General features: G+C 49.4%; 16 protein-coding genes and 1 other annotated feature. Of the genes, 13 read left to right on the forward strand and 3 right to left on the reverse strand.

All coding sequences use genetic code 11. From position 1 onward, the window contains the following. Positions 1-164: 164 nt before the first annotated feature. The 3 genes from QMA13_RS06325 to QMA13_RS06335 all read right to left on the reverse strand — a co-directional run bounded on the left by QMA13_RS06325 (position 165) and on the right by QMA13_RS06335 (position 2,373). Positions 165-1,457 carry an aspartate aminotransferase type Ic gene (locus QMA13_RS06325; protein WP_282940289.1) on the reverse strand — a complete coding sequence of 431 codons (1,293 nt, stop codon included), beginning with the start codon at positions 1,455-1,457 and terminating at the stop codon, positions 165-167. 69 nt (positions 1,458-1,526) lie between these two features. Then, positions 1,527-1,802: a binding site (T-box leader), on the reverse strand. Positions 1,803-1,892: 90 nt separating this feature from the next. Further along, positions 1,893-2,117: an HAD family hydrolase gene (locus QMA13_RS06330; protein ID WP_282940291.1), complete on the reverse strand. Its 225-nt coding sequence runs from the start codon at positions 2,115-2,117 to the stop codon at positions 1,893-1,895. A 7-nt stretch (positions 2,118-2,124) separates the two neighbouring features. Continuing rightward, positions 2,125-2,373, reverse strand: a complete 249-nt coding sequence (locus tag QMA13_RS06335) for a hypothetical protein (RefSeq protein WP_282940292.1) — start codon at positions 2,371-2,373, stop codon at positions 2,125-2,127. Between the two features lie 757 nt (positions 2,374-3,130). On the opposite strand from QMA13_RS06335, the gene QMA13_RS06340 reads away from it, so the two are divergent. The 13 genes from QMA13_RS06340 to QMA13_RS06400 all read left to right on the forward strand — a co-directional run bounded on the left by QMA13_RS06340 (position 3,131) and on the right by QMA13_RS06400 (position 18,899). Next, positions 3,131-4,024, forward strand: coding sequence for an AraC family transcriptional regulator (locus QMA13_RS06340; RefSeq protein ID WP_282940294.1), 894 nt, complete (start codon positions 3,131-3,133; stop codon positions 4,022-4,024). A gap of 22 nt (positions 4,025-4,046) precedes the next feature. Then, entirely contained in the window at positions 4,047-5,879 is a 1,833-nt protein-coding gene (locus tag QMA13_RS06345; RefSeq protein WP_282940295.1) for a cache domain-containing sensor histidine kinase, read from the forward strand. Further along, complete coding sequence (locus QMA13_RS06350) at positions 5,876-7,417, forward strand: response regulator (protein ID WP_282940296.1); 1,542 nt, start codon at positions 5,876-5,878, stop codon at positions 7,415-7,417. Before QMA13_RS06345 ends, QMA13_RS06350 begins: the two co-directional genes overlap by 4 nt. Positions 7,418-7,572: 155 nt before the next feature. Continuing rightward, the gene (locus QMA13_RS06355) at positions 7,573-8,928 is read left to right on the forward strand and encodes an ABC transporter substrate-binding protein (protein ID WP_282940298.1); all 1,356 of its coding nucleotides are present in this window, start codon (positions 7,573-7,575) and stop codon (positions 8,926-8,928) included. Positions 8,929-9,052: 124 nt separating this feature from the next. Next, positions 9,053-9,919 carry a carbohydrate ABC transporter permease gene (locus QMA13_RS06360; RefSeq protein WP_282940299.1) on the forward strand — a complete coding sequence of 289 codons (867 nt, stop codon included), beginning with the start codon at positions 9,053-9,055 and terminating at the stop codon, positions 9,917-9,919. Continuing rightward, entirely contained in the window at positions 9,916-10,749 is an 834-nt protein-coding gene (locus tag QMA13_RS06365) for a carbohydrate ABC transporter permease (protein ID WP_481858136.1), read from the forward strand. Before QMA13_RS06360 ends, QMA13_RS06365 begins: the two co-directional genes overlap by 4 nt. Positions 10,750-11,175: 426 nt before the next feature. Beyond that, entirely contained in the window at positions 11,176-11,796 is a 621-nt protein-coding gene (cysC, locus tag QMA13_RS06370; RefSeq protein WP_349254195.1) for an adenylyl-sulfate kinase, read from the forward strand. Further along, positions 11,793-13,223, forward strand: a complete 1,431-nt coding sequence (locus QMA13_RS06375) for a sulfatase family protein (protein ID WP_282940301.1) — start codon at positions 11,793-11,795, stop codon at positions 13,221-13,223. Before cysC ends, QMA13_RS06375 begins: the two co-directional genes overlap by 4 nt. A 232-nt stretch (positions 13,224-13,455) precedes the next feature. Continuing rightward, positions 13,456-14,562, forward strand: a complete 1,107-nt coding sequence (locus QMA13_RS06380) for a Gfo/Idh/MocA family protein (RefSeq protein ID WP_282940303.1) — start codon at positions 13,456-13,458, stop codon at positions 14,560-14,562. A gap of 100 nt (positions 14,563-14,662) precedes the next feature. Then, complete coding sequence (locus QMA13_RS06385) at positions 14,663-15,469, forward strand: sugar phosphate isomerase/epimerase family protein (RefSeq protein ID WP_282943285.1); 807 nt, start codon at positions 14,663-14,665, stop codon at positions 15,467-15,469. A 51-nt stretch (positions 15,470-15,520) separates the two neighbouring features. Next, a complete protein-coding gene (locus QMA13_RS06390; protein ID WP_282940305.1) occupies positions 15,521-16,909 on the forward strand; it encodes a sulfatase family protein in 1,389 nt (462 codons plus the stop codon). Positions 16,910-16,939: 30 nt separating this feature from the next. Beyond that, positions 16,940-17,944, forward strand: a complete 1,005-nt coding sequence (locus tag QMA13_RS06395) for a Gfo/Idh/MocA family protein (RefSeq protein ID WP_282940307.1) — start codon at positions 16,940-16,942, stop codon at positions 17,942-17,944. Between the two features lie 13 nt (positions 17,945-17,957). Next, on the forward strand, positions 17,958-18,899 hold the full coding sequence (locus QMA13_RS06400; protein ID WP_282940308.1) for a carbohydrate ABC transporter permease: 942 nt from the start codon (positions 17,958-17,960) through the stop codon (positions 18,897-18,899). Positions 18,900-18,904 lie beyond the last annotated feature (5 nt).

Consider the following 18,904-nt stretch of genomic DNA (forward strand, 5'->3'; position numbering starts at 1 on the left):
ACGAATATGACAGTGTGGCGTTAAGAGATGATAGCTACAACAGCACTAGACTAGAATACAAAAGCAAAAAAAGCATTGACGCGGTTGCGGACAATGCTTTTTTTACAGCAAGAACATGATGATTTACTGCGTATCTCGTAACAAGCTTTACCGAACGAAACACCTTAATTCCTGTCGGCCAAAATCTTTTTTATGCTAATTAATTGCACGCAAACACATAGTACTTCAATCGCTAATTTGAGTTCATGGATCGAGGGAAAAGTAGGAGCGATTCGAATATTCCGATCTTTCGGGTCGTTTCCATAAGGATACGTAGCTCCTGCGTTAGTTAAGGTCACTCCAAGCTCAGCTGCCATATGGACAACTTCTTTTGCGCAATGATCCAGCGTGTTGAGGCTGATAAAGTAGCCCCCATTGGGTTTACTCCACTCGGCAATATGTTTGCCGCCCAGCTCAGCTTCAAGATGCTGTAAAACTAAATCAAATTTAGGCTTGATAATAGCCGCTTGCTTTTGCATATGAACCTTGAGATGATCCAGACTTGGCAAAAATCGAACATGCCGAAGCTGGTTGATTTTATCTGGACCAATCGTTTGAATTTCAAGCTGTTTTTTTATAAATTGAATATTTTCTTCACTGGATGCCAGCATCGCAACGCCTGAGCCCGGAAACGTTATTTTGGAAGTAGAGCTGAAAATATAAACACGGTTGGGGTATCCAGCAGTCTTGCAAGCCGTCAGGATATCTTTTAACGGATCGGGTGTATCAGTTAAATGATGAACCGTATAGGCATCATCCCAAATGATTCGAAAATCCCTTGCTTTTGTCTTCATGCTAGTGAGTCTATCCACGGTTTGATTGGAATAGGTAGTTCCCTCAGGATTGCTATACTTGGGAACACACCATATCCCCTTAATGGATTCATCCTCATGTACAAGCTTTTCAACAGTATCCATATCCGGGCCATCCGGAGTCATGTCTACGGTTATCATCTCGATATTCAACAGCTCGCAAATTGCAAAATGCCTGTCATAACCGGGACTTGGGCAAAGAAATTTCACTTTGGGGAGCTTCCCCCATGGTAATTCACCCGCGCTGACACCAAGAAGCATCGCTCTGGATAGCGTATCGTACATCATATTCAGGCTGGAATTCCCGCCGATCATGATTTCATTGGGACTCACTCCGAGCATTTGAGCAAACATTTCTTTTGCTTCAGGTATCCCATCGACGCCTCCATAATTGCGGCAGTCCGTACCGTCTTTTGCCTTTAAGGGATCATTCGATTTTAAACTATCAAGCATTTCCATAGAGAGCTCAAGCTGTTCTGGGCAAGGCTTCCCTCGGGACATATCCAACTTCAGATTCATGGCCTTGTATTCATTGTATTTTCCCAGTAATTCTTGCTGAATATTGCTTAATTCCTTTGTGCCTAGTTTAAAAAAATCGGTTTGCATTTCCTTTTCCCCGCTTTCACTTCAATTTTATAAGGAAAAACCAAAAAACTCCCGTCTTCAAGAATATATCTTGAGGACGAGAGTTATTAGCTTCGTGGTACCACCTCGGTTTATCGATATGTTGCCATACCAACCTTTTCGGGTACGGCAATTCAGAAAGAAATTGATTATACCCTATCCCTGTAACGGGAGATCCCGTCGCAGCATCACTAAGAAAAGAATCTATCCTAGATCCGTGCGAAGCTCCGAGCCTTTGTTCATTAAGATCCTTATTACTCCTTTCCACCGAACAGGAGCTCTCTGTAAATAACGGATCAAAATTACTTTTCTCTTCATAGCCGTCTAATGATAATTTGAAAATATAGTAGCAAATGTAAGTTTGTTTTGTCAACAGCTATCTTATTTCTGTCTGGGTTCTTCCGCTATCGTCACCCTTTAGTTTAATAATAATGTGACTATCTGACTTGGTGAATCGAATAAGTATGTTGGATTTAATGGAAATAGTCTTTCTTTCTTGCCTTCACCCCATAGAGCGGCAATGCTAGTCATATTTGCAGCGTGGGTTGCCTGTATATCAGTCGGTTGATCGCCAACATAAAAACAATCACTTGGTTTCAAATTAAGTTTTTCTGCCAGCTGTAGTAAAGGAATTGGACTCATTTTCCACTTACACCCATAATCTAAAAGTATGTAGGCCATACGGGCGGTACAGGCCATACGGGTGGTACAGGCCATACGGTGGTACAGGCCATACGGGTGGTACAGGCCATACGGGTGGTACTGGCAATACAGGCGGTACGGGCGGCACAGGTGGTACAGGCGGTACTGGTGGTACGAGCAGGAAGTAAGCCAGCTCCCTTCGGGGCTCTCCGGCCACAGCAAGATTGTGATGATTCTCAAGCACCTTAGGCTGCATGATCTATACAATTCCTTTCCGATGAGGGGTGGATTGCCAGTTGGTTCACTATATGCCCGTATCCACCGGAAAGTTAATCGTTACTACGAATCACCATCATGAAAGTTTAAATGTACATCATCATTCAGTCCCGAAAGCGCTGGTATGCTCCCGGCCATATTCGTGTTTCGTGTGCGTTTTTAATTGGAATTGAACCCATGACAGATCAGTAAATGTTGGCTTGTTGTGGAAGCCTTCAAAAAAAGGCGAACTGCTTTTTCCTCATTCTTAAGCTGCCGCAGCCGCATGAAATGAGTTACAGACACTGCTTGAGCCCAATCATATCAAAACGTGATACATCCCCGCAATCTCATGAACGTTGCCTGTCCCTCGCTGGACAGCTTTGCCGGTGACAAAAGAAAATGGCGACAAAGCCCATGATTCAAGGAACATGACTTCAACAGCGGCCGGAGTCCCACATCGATTCCTCCTCACGCACTAACATATGGGTTTATCCAAATAGGGTTTTAGTTTTTACGGAAATTTTACGCAGCAGCCTATTTTTTCGCATCCGACAAGGTTCCCGCTTTTTTGCGTACAAATAGGCTATAATAGTGTCTGAATTGACCATGATGGATCTCCATAGTTGCCGTATGATAAGAGTAGAGGATGCATGACAGGGGGCAACTCCGGACTCGACTCAACTATATGCCGAAACAACGTGTCCGCTGCTTTTGAAGCTTGTTTTACTTTGTAAAACTGTTAGGGGGTTTTCTAAGTGGAGAGACAGTTACACAGCAGCCAATTTATTAAAGAGCAGTCGTTTCCGTTCTGGATACGGCGTTTTTTTCATGATCATGAGCATGTTCCGCTGCTGCACGGCCATGACTTTGTCGAGCTGGTTTATGTCGTTCGCGGCGAAGCTCAGCATGTGTTCGAGGGAAGCTTCTATAACATCCGCTCTGGGGACGTATTTATTATTAATCCCGGAGAGGTTCATACCTACAGCATCAACCCCGGTAAGGAAATAGAGATCATTAACTGCCTATTCCTGTCCGATTTGATTCAAGGAAAATGGCTTCAGGAGCTGGGCGTATCGCAGTCGATGGACTACTTTTATGTGCATCCTTTTTTGGATAAAAGAGAGCGTTTTCATCACTGTCTGAATTTGAATGGTCAGGATGCGACCCGCACCCAATTTTTGCTGGAAACGATCATTCAGGAATTTGAGAACCGGCAACCAGGGTTCGAGCCGCTCATTCGGCTTCAAATGGTCGAGCTGCTTATTTTGTTATCCCGTGCCTACCGCCATGCAGAAGGACAAAACGGCAGGGAAAATGTGCGCAATAGCGCAAAACAGCTGCTTGTCCGACGGATTTGCGGTTATTTGGAACGGTATTACGATAAAAAAATTAGCATTTCCGACCTGTGCGAGTTATTCAATATCAGCTCCCGGCAGCTGAATCGGATTTTTAAAGAGTCGCTTGGCATAACCGTAGTGGACATGATTCATCGGATACGCATTGAAAGAGCGAAGCATTTATTGCTCGAAACCGATGAAAAGGTGATTACCATCGCCGGCCGCGTAGGTTATGAGGATCCTGCCTTTTTCAGCAGACTGTTCCATCGAGAGGTAGGCTGTTCACCCGGCAAATACCGGGAAACCTCGTAATTCATATCCGGGGAGGCTGCTTATGCGCCATTGGAATGACCGGATGCTAAAGACAAAGATGTTTATTTCTTTTTCCGTCGTCTCTTTGCTGATTGTGGGGATCACTTGCGGCATCTTTTATTTTAAAAATACGAGTGACATTAAAGATCAGACATTTTCATTATCGAAGATTATTTCCAAACAGTTTTCCGAAATGATCGATCTGTACATACAAAATATGGAAGAACTTTCTCTCTCCATCTCTATTGATCCGTCCATCCAAGGGATTCTGTTCGACTTCTATAAAGCGACCGATCCTGTGGAGAAGGAGGTCGTCGGCTATAAGCTGAATCCCATTTTGTTCAACTTCTCTTATCCTAAAACCTACGTTCAGCGTATCTCGATCTACTCTCTGGATAACCATTTGTACCAGTATTCCAAGCGGGTGGAGCCGAAGCCGATCAATCAGCTGACACCGGAGCAGTTGAGCGCGTTAGCCGTGTCCTTAAGCAAGAAGCCGTTCGTCAGTCTGCCCTCCTATGAAATCAATATGGATGAGCAGCACACCGAGAAAGGGATTTCGTTTATCCGTAAAATTACGAAAATTCCTACACAGACCATCATCGGCTTTGTGCAAATCGACCTGAATGTCAATGCGTTCAATATGGTGCTGGCCAACACGAATGCCAATGAAATGCAGCATGCGATGAACGTCTTGATTGTGAATGACGAAGGCCGAATCATCTATGAGAACGGGAGCGATGGCAGCGGAAGCCTACAGGACAATTTCGACCTTGCGGTGTTAAACCGGAATGATACGGAGGGCGAGCTGAACTGGAGACATAACAATTATTTGTACACTATCGTCAAATCCGGCTATACAGGCTGGAATACGATGATTCTTATTCCCAAGGATGTTCTTCTGCAGAAACAAAAAAAGATTCAAGAGATTGTCCTGTTGGTTGGCGCTCTCACGATGCTGTTGATTGCTGCCGTTTCCTATTTTTTATCCCATCAAATTTTATTGCCGTTGAACCATCTGATGCGCAATATGTCGAGAGTGGAGCTGGGCGATTTCAGCCACAGAATGGAATACTCAGGCCGCAACGAAATCGGCAAGCTGAGCCGTATGTACAACCATATGCTGGAAAGCATTTCCCGATTGATTCATGAAGTATATGAGTCCAAGCTGGCGGAGAAGCATGCTCAGCTCTCCGCATTGCACGCACAAATTAACCCTCATTTTCTGTACAATACCCTGAACATTATGAAGTCAATCAGCCGCTTGAGAGGCATTGAAGAGGTCGCCGAAATTTCCGAGTCGTTGGCCGGTTTGTTTCAATACAGTATGAAAAATATTCAGCATCCGGTAAAGCTGCAAGAAGAGATCGAGCATATCCACAATTACTTTAAAATACAGCAGCATCGGTTCGGCAGCCGGATTCAGCTCTCTTGTGACATTCCGCCACAACTGCTGCAGGCCGCCATACTGAAGCTTACGATTCAACCCCTGATTGAGAATGCGTTTAATCACGGGCTCCGGAGGAAAAAATCGGGAGGGTGCATTACGCTTAGGGCAATGGAAGCCCAAGGGATCCTTACAATTACCGTCCATGACAACGGAGATGGGATGAATGACAAGGCAATGACGGAACTGCAGAGGTCATTTCGAATGTCCAATGCTTTAAATTCTTATGAAGCTGGGGGTCACGGCATCGGGTTATCGAACATTCGCCAGCGGATTCAGCTGTATTATGGCAAGGAGTATGGGCTAACAGTTACTAGCAAGCCGGATGAAGGAACCTCTGTATCCTTGGTCTTACCGTTCGTTACGGAGGTCAAAGTGAGCCGCAATACGGGGGAGGCCGTGCTGTGATTATTTTTGTAGTAGAGGATGAACGATGGGCTCTGGCGGAGCTGGAGCAGATGATGCTGGCCCAATATGGCTCCGAACACCGCATTCATGCATTTGATAATGGAGATGATGCTTTAACCGCTGCCGGCAGGCTGCATCCAAGCCTCGTGCTGACGGATATCAATATGCCTGGAATCGATGGACTGGAGCTGATCGAAGAGCTGGCTAAGCAGGATTCCGCCATCAAATGTATCATCCTGAGCGTTCATGATGAGTTCGAATATGCCCGGCAGAGCATGAAGTTCGGGGTAGGTGACTATTTATTGAAGCCGGTGAAAAAAGAAGCATTGTTTCAAGCCGTCGATAAGGCGATTGCTCATAGTAAGGAAGCGAGCAGGAGAAGGACGGAATGGTTCACAGGTTCTCTGGCCCAGATGCTGTTGTCGGAGGAAGAGCGGTTGAATAAGGCGGATTTTGAACGCGAGGTGAATCGCCCGATGTATGGAATGGCGCTGCTTTCCTTGAGTGCAACGGAGCGGTTCAAGGTATGGGAGCATGTAGAGCAGGGAATGGAGGAGCTTGACCGCCAGTTGGGGCGCGATGGATCTCCAGGGATGGCTGCATGCTGTATCGATCTGGATACCAGACAAAGATTGCTGCTTATCCCTATGACACCAACAGAGGAAACCATGCTGCGGTCTGCCATGTCGCTTTTCTATGAACGGCTGAAATGCCTTCCTGTACATCTTCATTTGGTATTTGCCGTCAAAAAAGAAAAGGAATCGCTTCGTGGTTTGTTTATACAGCTAAAGCAATGTGTGGAGGAGCAGGCGATTTTCGGCATGCCGACTTATCTTACCTTAGGTATGAAACGACAGGAGGCCGATCTGCTGCATGTGTGGGATAAGGTCCGCGTTATGGAGGTGCATTACCGAAAAGGCGACTTGCTCAAGGGACAGCAGGTGCTGGAGTGCATCATGGAGGAATTGAGTCACAAGCGTGTTACCAAGCGGCAGTTAAAGCTATTTGTTCACGACATGCTATTTTCACTGCATTACCGCCTCCTTGCTTCAAGCAGCGGAATGGTCAGTCTGAATGAGCTGCAGGAGGATTTGCGCAGCCTGAACGGCTGTACCAGCTATGAAGAGCTGTTGGAATGGCTTCAGGAGAAGCTGGTTGATCTGTATTGCGGTATGGAGAGCAAAGAGCTGAATCCCAAAGGACTTGTTCCTGTCCTGCTGCAGCATATCCATACCCATTATCAAGAGAACATTTCTTTGCAGCAGTTTGCTTGCGACCATCATATTAGTCTTGGCTATTTGTCGCGTATGTTCAAGAGCCAGACCGGTACGACCTTCTCCGATTATATTGCCGGATACCGTATTCGCAAGGCAAAGGAGCTGCTTAGCGGAGGCATCGAACGGCTGCAGGAGGTCAGCCAACTGGTCGGCTATGAGGATACGAAGCATTTTAGCGCTCTGTTCAAGAAGTATGTCGGTCAAACCCCTATTACCTACGCAAGAGAGAACAGTGCCATTAGGAAAAATTCCCCCCTTTAATCCGTACAAATCGCCTGTATTCGCTGTATGGAGGCCCGACTTACAATAAAGCTACAATAAGCCCTTGCAGCTATCGTCATTAGAATGTCCTTCACAAAAGCGAAGGCTTACGAAGCAGGTTTTTCCTTCAGAAAAACTTTAGGGAGGAACGAAAGATGAAACGAGCCCAACTGTTTACTGTTGTTTCCTATGCAGCACTGATTTCAGTTCTTGCAGCGGGATGCAGCACTTCCAGTCAACCGTCAGGAGGAGGCAGCTCAGCCCCTGGCAGCACACCTTCCACAGCACCCTCAGCAGGCAAGACGAATGAACCGACTACCTTGACCCTCCTCATCGGATCGACCGGCACGGCATATCCTGCCACCCAAGCGGTTGCAGCGGAAGCAGAAAAAAAGCTAAACATCAAAATCAAATTTGACATCAAGCCGGACGGCACCGAAGGGGACAACCTGGTCAAGACGCGATTGGCAACGGGAGAAATGGCCGATATTTTGTTCTATAACTCGGGGTCGCTGCTGCAAGCCCTGAATCCGGAAGAGAATTTCGTTGATCTGTCGAAGGAGCCATACATGGCGAATCTGCTGGATTCGTACAAGGAAACGATCAGCTCCGGCGGCAAAGTATTCGGCGTGCCCGGCGGTTCCTCCAATGTCGGCGGCATCCTGTACAACAAAAAGGTGTACGCAGAGCTAGGGCTCTCTGTCCCCAAAACATGGGCGGATTTCATAGCCAACAGCGATAAAATCAAAGCCGCAGGAAAAACCGCTATCATCGGATCGTATAAAACGACCTGGACGTCGCAGCTGTTCGTGCTTGCCAATCAGTATAACGTCCAATCGCAGGTGCCGACCTTTGCCAAGGATTATACGGCGAACAAAACCAAATATGCTACGACGCCAGCGGCGCTTCGAGGGTTTGAAATGACCAGCGAGGTGTTCAAAAAAGGATACTACAACAAGGATTTTCTAGCTACCACCTATGATACGGGGCTTAAAATGCTTGCGGAAGGCAGTGGGGTTCAGTACCCGATGCTGACCAGTGCTATCGATGCCCTGGCTCAAAACTTTCCGGATAAAGTCCAAGATATCGGCGTGTTCCCGATTCCTAGCGATAATGCAAGCTTAAACGGATTCACCGTATGGATGCCAAGTTCTTATTACATTAATAAAAAGAGCAAAAATATCGACGCCGCCAAAAAGTTCGTCGAATTCCTGATTTCCCCGGAAGGTCAAAAAGCCTATATGTCCAAAAGCAAGGCGAACGGACCTTTTGTCGTCAAGGGCATTCAGGTTCCGGACGACGCGTATCAGGCGGTTAAGGATATGCAGACTTACTTTGATAACGGCAAAACACTGCCGGCGCTGGAGTTCATCTCGCCTGTCAAAGGCCCTAACCTTGAAAGCATATTGATCGAAGTCGGAACCGGGCAAAAGACAGCAGCCGAAGGAGCTGCCGACTACGATAAGGATGTCAAGAAGCAGGCGCAGCAGCTTAATCTTCCAGGATGGTAAGAGCTGATCTGCCCTGTATTGCTGGCTGGTGAGGGTTCTAACTACACCCCAAACAGGAAGTCTATATCCGGCCCTGCATAACGCTGCAGGGCCGATTTTATCCACATGAAAGGAAAGGATTCAGATGACGCTTACCCAAAAGAAAATGTATTCCTATTTGTTTCTGCTTCCTGCCGGAATCATTTACTTCGTGTTTTACCTGCTTCCGACCATCATGTCGCTCTTCTTCAGCTTGACCCGTTGGACGCTGACCAAATGGCAGTTTATAGGCTTTGACAATTACATCATGTTTTTTGACGAATCATCGCTTAAGATCGGTTTCAAAAATACGCTAATCTTCGCTGTCGTAACCTGCGGCTTGAAGGTCATTCTCGCGCTGCTGCTTGCCACGCTGCTGACGTCGCGAATCTGGTTTAAGGATTACTTCCGGTCGATGGTGTTTTTCCCGACCCTGCTCAGTACGATTGCCGTCGGTATTGCCTTCAGTACGATGATGCATCCGACACAAGGAGTTATCAACACCGCGCTGGCTGCCATGGGCATCAACGGTCCCGATTGGCTGGGCAATACCAGCATTGCTCTGCTGTCCGTTGCGCTCGTTGACGTCTGGAAAGGCGTCGGCATTGCGACGGTCATTTACATTGCCGGCATCATGTCCATTCCCCAGCATTATTACGAGGCCTTGAAAATAGACGGAGGAAGCTCATTCAAGGGCTTTTGGCATATTACTTTGCCGCTCAGCAGACCCGCCATGAACTCCGTTATCATCCTGGCGTTCATAGGCGGCCTACGGACATTTGACCTGATTTGGGCCATGACGAAGGGAGGGCCCGGCTTTTCGACCGACCTTATCGCCTCGATTATTTATAAGCAGTATCAGGCCGGTTTCTATGGATTGGCGACTGCAGGCAATGTCATTCTGTTCATTGCCATTTCGGTTCTGGCATTTCCGCTCTATATGTTCTTGAACAGAAGAGAGGTGGACCTGTGAACCGCGTTGCGCAAAAGACGGTCGTCAGCATCTTCATGCTGGTTCTATCCACCGTTATATTCTGGGTGCCTTTCTACTTCGTCATTATTAACTCCTTCAAATCTCCGACCAAAGCGGCGGATATGAGCATGGCATGGCCCGATTCCTTCCATATTATCGAGAACTATAAATCGGTGCTGCAGGCAGCGGACCATATGCTGGTTCGGGCGTTTTACAACAGTACGCTCCTGACCGTTCTGTCTATCGCTGGGCTGGTTATTGTCAGCTCGTTGGCAGGCTTCGTGCTTCAGAGGAGGGAGAGGGGGAGAGGTGCGGCGACACTCAATTTCCTAGTTCTGGCTGGCCTAATGATCCCTCCTGCCGTCGTACCTACGATTTGGGTGCTCAATTCGGTGGGGCTGTTCAAGACGCTGCCGGGGCTTACCTTGGTCGAAATCGCTCTGCACTTTCCGTTTTGTGCCATTTTGTATAAAGCCTTTACAGCCACGATTCCCCGGGATATCGATGAAAGTGCGTTCATTGACGGGTGCGGGGGCCTCAAACTGTTCACTCATATCATTTTTCCTTTATTAAAGCCCGTATCCTCGACCATCATCATTATTCAATCCGTCAGCGTGTTCAACGATTTCGTCAATCCGCTCTATTTCTTGCCCGGCTCGGAGAATGCGACCGTTCAGCTTACGCTGTACAACTTTATGAGTATGTACATCACGTCCTGGAATCTGCTGTTTGCCGATGTGGTGCTGATCTCCATCCCTCCGTTAATCCTGTTTATTTTCTTCAACAAAAAGATCGTCGCCGGCATGACCGCCGGTTCTGTAAAGGGCTAGCCGATTGCTGAATTACGGCCGCATCGACCATGCGATTGGCGTAATGCACAATGAAGCCTCCTCTGGAGCGAAGTAAACTGAAGGAGAAAAGAAGTTAGTTTTCGTTAGAACTTTGTGCAGTTGCTTACAGGGAGTTTTAGAAAAAACTCGTCAGGGTGTGAGAAGTCCTTACTAAGAAAAGTTGAAGGCTGGAGGTGGGGTGTCCCCTGTAGGAGCGAATGCGTCCGCCTTTGTTATCGGGAAATCACCGCTATAAATTGTATGAAAAATTTCCCGATAACAACAGCGGCCGGAAGGGGATACCCCACCGGAGCATACAACCACCTTCTAGATTGGGTTTCTCAACAAATTCAGAGTTTTCTAACGAAAACTAAGTGAAAGCTTACGAAGCAAGTTTTCTAACGAAAACTTTTAGGAGGAGAGTACATGGAAAGCTCCAGCGGTAGTGTACTTTGGTTCACAGGTCTCTCAGGCTCTGGCAAAACGACTACGGCGCAGCACGTATGCGCAAGGCTGAAGGAGATCGGCCGCCCCGTCGAGCTGCTGGATGGCGATGCCGTCCGCGCAGCCATTGGGAAAGGCTTGGGCTTCAGCCGGAGCGACCGGCTCGAAAATATTCGGCGCATGGCTTATATTGCAAATTTGCTGTCCGGGCACGGCATAACGGTCCTCGTCTCGGCCATCACGCCCTATAAGGAAATGCGCGATTACTTGCGGAGCCATGTCAGCGGCTATGTCGAGGTGTATGTGAACTGCTCTCTTGAGCAATGCGAAGCACGGGATGTGAAGGGACTGTACGCCAAGGCAAGAAGGCAGGAGATCCCGCAATTCACAGGCATTTCGGATGCATATGAGATACCCGAACAAGCGGATCTCATCATCGATACGGAGAAGCATTCGGTAGAAGCGAATACAGAACAGCTTCTGGAATGGCTGCGGAGAAACCGCTGGACTGCCGAAGAATGGATCGTGCAGCCCGCCATTGCCGCCGGGAAGGAGCAGCTTAGCGAAGACAAGGCGAACGAAGAGGAGAGGATCATCCGATGAAAATCATCATGATTTCTCTTGATACGCTGCGAGCGGACCGTCTTGGCTGCTACGGCTATCCTAAGCCGACAAGTCCGCATCTCGATCGGATCGCCTCGGAAGGCGTGCTGATGGAGCGAGCTTATGCTGCGGATATCCCTACGGAAGTAGCGCATACGGCTATTTTTACCGGAAAGGTAGGTTTGACAACCGGCATTGTATCTCACGGCTCTGATCTGGCCTACTTGCACAAGAGCGTGAAATGGCTGCCTTCCATGCTGAAGGCTGCAGGGTTCGCAACCTGTGCCATAGACAATTTATATAACTTGAAGGAGTGGTTTGCCCGCGGGTACCAATACTACTTGAACAGCTCCGGGCCCAAGCGATGGATTGACGGGCGTACTGTCAACGATCTGGCGCTGCCCTGGATTTGCGAGCATAAAGAAGAGGATTTCTTTCTGTTCCTCCATTATTGGGATGCTCATACGCCTTATTTGCCTCCTGAGAAATATATCGAACCATTTTACGACAAGAACAAGGACCCTTACCGGAAGGATGGCTCGGGCATGATTTCGGCTTACGAGCATCCGGCGTATCCTTTTTTCAAGCATCATCATTACAAGCTGCTGGGCCCGGTGACCGATGCGGAATATATGAATGCGTTGTACGACGCCGAAATCCGCTACCTGGACGATTTGCTTCGAGAGCTGGATGACACCTTGGAGCACTTGGGGATCAAAGAAGAAACGCTGCTCGTTCTGTTCGGCGATCACGGAGAAAGCTTGACCGAGCATGATATTTATTGGGATCATTGCGGGCTGTATGAGCCAACGGTTCATGTTCCCATCATCATGCGGTGGCCGGGAAATATTCCGGAAGGGGCACGGGTTAGCGGCTTTGTTCAGCATGCGGATCTGGTGCCCACAGTATTGGAGGCGGCGGCAAAAGCCGCAACATCCGAACGGAATAAAGCTGCGATGGCGACACCGGACGGGATCGACGGCAGAAGCTTGTGGTCTTCCATTCAAGGAGAGACGGATGGGACGCTGGAGGAAGTATTTTTGAGCGAATGCGCATGGCAGGCGGCAAGGGCTATCCGAACGGAGAGATATAAGCTGATTCGTTACTATGATCCGGGGCTTTTTCAACGTCCGGTAACGGAGTTATATGATCTGCTTCACGATCCGAAAGAGCTGGTCAATATAGCGGATACCGAACCGGAATTGGCTGAGGAACTGGAAATGAAGCTGAATCAACATGTGAGGACTAAATTGGCCGAGAGACCGGACCCGATGCTGAGACAAATTCAGGAAGCGCAGCTGCCGTTCCGCCGGAGAATCGAAACGATTCTTGGTGAGGTAGGCTTAACGTGGGGAGAGTGGATTCGAAATCCGCAGAGAGAGCGTTATGATGCTTTGGAGAATGCCGCTTCAACGCATGGCGGATAAACTGCCGTATCGCAGGCAGCCATGACGCAATCGACTCTAAGGATGTCGCAATCGGCAATGCTGCGGCCTAAACTGTGGAATATGATGGAGACAGCTGTAACACCTCAGAACCGGGAATTCAGATACACGGCAAAAGGCTCGCAGAAAAAAGTTTCGTATACTAAACCAGGAAAGGTGGTGCAGTCCCCGCTTGTTGATTGAAGGTGACGGAGCAAGTGGAGGGGCGCAAACAATGGCACTGAAAATCGGAATAGTCGGAATGAATGGAATTGGAATGCGGCATGCGGAATGCTATGCCTCTGATCCATTGGGTGAGGTTGTTGCAGTCTGTGACGTAGTCAAGGAAAGGGCCGATAAAGCGGCTGAGAAATATGGTGTCCGGGCTTACTACAGTCTGGAGGACATGCTGCAGCAGGAGCCGGAATTAGATATCGTCGATGTGACGACCGGTGGGATCGATAACGGAAGCTGGCATTTCGAGCCGGCTATGCAGGCTATTGCTGCCGGAAAGCATGTACTGATTGAGAAGCCGCTGGCGAACGATATTCGTGAAGGTAGAGAGCTGGTACGCTTCGCTGCCGAGAAGAAGGTGACGCTTGGCTGCAACCTGAATCATTATTTCTCCGCTCCTGCTGAACGGGCGAGACAGTATATGGACTCCGGAGATATCGGCGAAACCGTCTACTGTCTGGCCAAAATGGGCTTCAACGGCGGGGAAGAGCTGTATTCGGCCCCGAAATCTCCCAAAGATAAAGGCCAACCTTATTTTCATATGAAAGCGTTCTTAACTCATCCTTTCAGTGTTATGCGCTATTACTGCGGGGATATCACTCATATCCAGACGTTCTCCAATCAGGCGGGCTTCCGCAAAAGCGCCGGGGATATCACGGTATCTATCAACAGCATTCACGTGAAGTTCGCAAGCGGAGCTGCAGGTTATCTGCTTAGTCAAAGAGGGGATGCGACCTATGGGCTTGGCGGCTGGTGGACAATGGAGGTCGGCGGTACGAAAGGAACCTTCTGCATTGAAAACTGCGTGGAAAAGGTATCCTACTGGCGCGCGCAAAAAGGCGTTCCGGCCATCGGATCCCATCCGCAGCCGGAGGTCACGTCATCCGGTGTAACGGAGTTTAACAGTACCTTCAATAATAGGCTACATGCCTTCCTTGAAGATATTACGAATGGTGTTCCTCGGGAGCATGTCCGTGCCTCCGGCCGGGATGCGCTGGCTGTGCTGGAATATACGTATGCGGTGATGGAGTCGTATGAACAAGGCGGCGCAGTCGTCCGGCCTCATCCGCTGCCGGCCTTCCACGGTGATCCGCTGACCATGAAATAAGGTGTACTGTCATTCGGAATCAATATGAATATGGGCAATGGTTAAACCGTATTTCATTCCAAAATTCATATATGGATAAAAAAGGGAGCGTGTGATCGATATGATAAAGCTAGGCGTCAATTCGGTATTGTTTAAAGAGTTTACTTTTGCTGATGCAGCACGGCACATTGCGCTTAGCGGTTATGACGGCGTAGAAATTTCGGCCATCCAAGGGATGTGCGAGCATCTGGATCTGACCCGCTGGAAGGATCAAGCCGCAGAGCTGCGTTCTATCGTTCAAGATAATGGATTAAGCTTTCTGTCGATGGAATTCGGCAGCGTGAAGGAAGAGCAGAGACTGCTGACAGCATTCGAAGCTGCGGCGGAAATCGGTATCTCTATCGTCAATATTGGTCCCGGGGGCAAAACGGGTGTCGAAGAAGATGTGCAGCGCTCGATAGACCAGCTCCAGCGGATGTCGGAGAAGGCAGCTGCGCTGGGGGTCACATTGTGCGTGAAGGCACATATCGGTCAGGCAATTCATGATACGCCAACTACGCTGAGAGCGATGTCCGAAGTATCTTCCTCGGCATTCGGCATTGATATGGACCCGAGCCATATTTACCGCGCGAATGAAAATCCGGAGGATGCGCTGCCGGCTGTGATCAGCAAGGTGAAGCACGTGCATATTCGGGATTGCCGAGGACGCGAGCAGGGTCCGGGACCTATCGAGCTGCAGGCGTGCGGACGCGGAGACATTAACCTGTTCGCCTACTGCAAGGCAATGGTTGACAATCAATACGACGGTCCGGTAGTCCTGGAAGTGATAGGAGCCAAGCCGGAGCATTCGTTGGCACAGGTCTCTATCATTGCGGCGGAAACCTACGGCTATCTCAATGCTTGTCTTAAGCAGCTGGGCGCCCGATAATTACAGGCCCCCTTAACCCAATCTCAACGGATTTGAAGGAGCGTGCAAATCATGTCTATATCCCCCAAAAAGCCGAATTTGATCCTTCTCGGCATCGATAGTCTGAGAAGAGATAGAATGAGTACTTATGGTTATTCCCGATTAACGACACCGCATCTCGATAAGCTTGCGGGCGAAGGGGTCTTGTTCGAGCAGCACTTCAGCCCGAGCATTCCTACGACACCGGCGTATGCGGCTATGCTTACCGGCCGGGACTGCTTCGGCACCGACGTGGTCGCCCTCCGTCATAAGGGGCCGCTGGAAGGCCGGACGTTGGCCGAAGTGCTTAGCGAGCAAGGCTACAACACGACCTGCGTGGGCTTTACGGGCAATCCATCCTCACGCGGATTCGATAAGTATTTGGACTATGAGGCATGGATGCCTGATGAAACGGGCCGATGCCCGAAAGCGGACAATTTGAACGCGGTAGCCATCCCTGAACTGAATCGTCTGGCGCAGGACGACAAGCCATTCTTCCTGTTCCTCCGGCATATGGACCCTCACTCCCCTTATTTGCCGCCGCAGCCGTATGAACGAATTTTTTATGGAGGCGATGAGCGTGACCCGGACAATCATTCCATGGAGCCGGTGTATGATTTCAAGCCGTTTGCGGATTTCTTGAAGTCTTGGATTCCGGAAGGGGTGACGGACCATGAATATGTGAGTGCTCAATACGATGGAGCCGTCGCCTATATGGATGCCAGCATTCAGAACATCCTTCAGGCTGTCGATGCTTTAGGCCTGACCGAGGAAACGCTGATCGTTGTCACCTCCGACCATGGAGAGACTTTATACGAGCATGATTGCTACTTTGACCATCATGGACTGTATGATTGTACGTTGGTCGTGCCTCTGATTATCAAATATCCCGGGAAGGTGCCTGCCGGAAAGCGAGTTGCTGAGGTCAGCGTAATTCAAGATATTATGCCGACGATTCTGGAGCTGCTGGACATTGATGAACCATTGGAAGCGGATGGTCAAAGCCTGCTGCCTTTCATCAGCGGTCAACCTGAGCGCAGAATCAGCGAGCTGTACATTACGGAATGCACATGGATGCGCAAGCACGGCTGGCGTACCCCTCATTGGAAGCTCATTCGCGCGCTGGAGCCGGACTTTCACTTTAAGCCGGAGGTCGAGCTGTACAATTTGATTGAAGACCCGTCAGAAAATCATAATGTGGCAGAGCAGGAGCCGGAAATCGTAGAGCTGCTGACCGCAAGGATGGAGGCGCATATTGCGCGCCGTGAGGAGGAGACCGGCCGCACGAATCCTATGTACACGAACCTAGCGTGGCACGGCAAAGGGGACGCTCCGTTCACCTCCTCCCAGCAAGCCTACGACACGCTGCATATAGGCAGCTCGCTTACGGCCCGCTCGCTTCAGGCGAACAAGAGGAAGTAGATCTGAGAAACCGTATAGGAGGCAGCCGCAATGATACGAATTGCTGTAGTCGGGGTCAATAATATCGGCAAGATTCACTGCCGTTATTACCATCAGCATCCGGATACCGAGCTTGTCGCGGTTTGCGACATCATGGAAGACAGGGCGCGGGAAGCTGCATTCGCTTATGGCGTAAAAGCTTATACCGATCTCCGACGTATGCTCGAGATCGAGGAGATCGATATGGTCTGCGTAGCGACCGGAGGAGAAGAGAAGGGCAGCCATCACTATGAACCGGTGATGGTTGCGATCGAAGCGGGCAAGGATGTGCTTGTCGAGAAGCCCATCTCGAACAACATTGAGGAAGCCCGCGCGATGGTGAGGGCAGCGGCCGACAAGGGCGTTCGCTTCGGCTGCAACCTGAACCATCGCTTCACACCGGCAGCCGCCAAAGGGAAAGAATGGATCGGGCGCCAAATGCTCGGCATGCCCTTATTCTTGAACATGCGGCTCACGATCGATAACAAGGCGGATTTCACCGAGTGGTTCCATATGAGGGCGCTGCATCCGCATTCTATCGATGTGATGCGGTACTTTTTCGGGGATGTGAAACGGGTACAGTCCTTTATGACCAAAGCTCCGGGACGTGTGACCTGGTCGACGGCCAGCGTGAATATGGAGTTTGCTAACGGTGCGGTCGGCCATTTGACGGGGAGCTACGATATGTCCATGCTGCACCCGATTGAATGGTGCGAGGCAGCAGGAACCGAAGGCAGGTTCGTCATCGACAACGTATATGAAAGCATCGTCTATTATCCGCGTCAAAGCAGCGAAAAGCTGGTGATGCAAAACTCGATCATGAGGGGAATGCAGGGTTTCAACGATACGTTCGGCAACCGGATTAACCGGTTCATCGAGCAGCTGAAGGAGCAGGCTTCTCCGGAAGATATCGAAGGCTCGGGTGCCGAAGCTCTGGCAGCGCAGGAAATTATAGAGGCGGCGATCCGCTCCCATCAATCGGGAGGAGCTGTAGTTGAGGTGCCCGCTCTAGGGTAAGGAGGTTGGACGAATGGCAAACCGGATGCCTATCATGGATCATCCCGCGAAGACCCGTCCAGGGGGCTTCAGAACAGGGCGGCTTAGGAAGCATATGAAAGCCTATTTATTCCTGGCTCCTATTCTGGTTTCGATCGGGCTGTTCAAATATACGCCGTTCGTCCATGCTTTCCTTCAATCGTTCTACGAATGGAACGGCGCTAATGTGAACCGGTTTATAGGCTGGGATAATTTCAACCGATTGTTCCATGATCCTACTTTTTACGTCTCGCTGCAAAACATCGTATTGTTCACCGGAAGCTTTCTCTTCATACAGCTGACGTTTCCGCTGCTCGCTGCCATCGGTGTATTCCGCATCAAGCAAGCGGGCGCGCGGTCTCTTTACAAATTCATGTTTGTGCTGCCAATGGTGGTGCCGCAGATTATCGTCTTTTTATTATGGAAATGGATTTATGTAAGCGACGGTTTATTGGACCGTCTTCTTGATGCAGTTGGTCTCGGGCAGCTGATTCACGCTTGGCTCGGAGAGAGCGGGACGGCACTGTGGTCCATTGTGTTTATCGGCTTCCCTTGGGTATCCGGCATCTTTTTCCTGATTTATCTGGCGGGGCTCATCGCGATTCCTACGGAGTTGTTTGAAGTGGGCAGCATGGATGGGATGAACGGCTGGCGGCGGTTATGGCATATCGAGCTTCCTCTGGTTCGCAATCAGATCCGAGTGGTACTTATTCTTGCGTTCATTCAGCAGTTTCAAAGCTTTGAGAATGTGCTCGTCTTGACCAACGGCGGGCCGGGGTTCTCCACGTTGACCCCTGCGCTGTATTTGTACAAAAAAGGCTTTGAGTATAACGAGCTCGGCTATGCATCCGCCGTTGGAGTTGTCGTCTTTGTCATTTTGCTGGGATGCACTCTCGCGGCAAACCGTTTTATCAAGCCGGCAGATCAGACCGAATAGGGGGA

The sequence above is a fragment of the Paenibacillus sp. RC67 genome, assembly GCF_030020805.1.
GTDB lineage: Bacteria > Bacillota > Bacilli > Paenibacillales > NBRC-103111 > Paenibacillus_S.

Excerpts from the sequence above, each read along its gene's own strand:
- QMA13_RS06325 (WP_282940289.1), bottom strand. The coding sequence starts at position 1,457 with ATGCAAACCGATTTTTTTAAACTAGGCACAAAGGAATTAAGCAATATT.
- QMA13_RS06330 (WP_282940291.1), bottom strand. The coding sequence starts at position 2,117 with ATGAGTCCAATTCCTTTACTACAGCTGGCAGAAAAACTTAATTTGAAA.
- QMA13_RS06335 (WP_282940292.1), bottom strand. The coding sequence starts at position 2,373 with ATGCAGCCTAAGGTGCTTGAGAATCATCACAATCTTGCTGTGGCCGGA.
- QMA13_RS06345 (WP_282940295.1), top strand. The coding sequence starts at position 4,047 with ATGCGCCATTGGAATGACCGGATGCTAAAGACAAAGATGTTTATTTCT.
- QMA13_RS06355 (WP_282940298.1), top strand. The coding sequence starts at position 7,573 with ATGAAACGAGCCCAACTGTTTACTGTTGTTTCCTATGCAGCACTGATT.
- QMA13_RS06360 (WP_282940299.1), top strand. The coding sequence starts at position 9,053 with ATGACGCTTACCCAAAAGAAAATGTATTCCTATTTGTTTCTGCTTCCT.
- cysC (WP_349254195.1), top strand. The coding sequence starts at position 11,176 with ATGGAAAGCTCCAGCGGTAGTGTACTTTGGTTCACAGGTCTCTCAGGC.
- QMA13_RS06375 (WP_282940301.1), top strand. The coding sequence starts at position 11,793 with ATGAAAATCATCATGATTTCTCTTGATACGCTGCGAGCGGACCGTCTT.
- QMA13_RS06380 (WP_282940303.1), top strand. The coding sequence starts at position 13,456 with ATGGCACTGAAAATCGGAATAGTCGGAATGAATGGAATTGGAATGCGG.
- QMA13_RS06385 (WP_282943285.1), top strand. The coding sequence starts at position 14,663 with ATGATAAAGCTAGGCGTCAATTCGGTATTGTTTAAAGAGTTTACTTTT.
- QMA13_RS06390 (WP_282940305.1), top strand. The coding sequence starts at position 15,521 with ATGTCTATATCCCCCAAAAAGCCGAATTTGATCCTTCTCGGCATCGAT.
- QMA13_RS06395 (WP_282940307.1), top strand. The coding sequence starts at position 16,940 with ATGATACGAATTGCTGTAGTCGGGGTCAATAATATCGGCAAGATTCAC.
- QMA13_RS06400 (WP_282940308.1), top strand. The coding sequence starts at position 17,958 with ATGGCAAACCGGATGCCTATCATGGATCATCCCGCGAAGACCCGTCCA.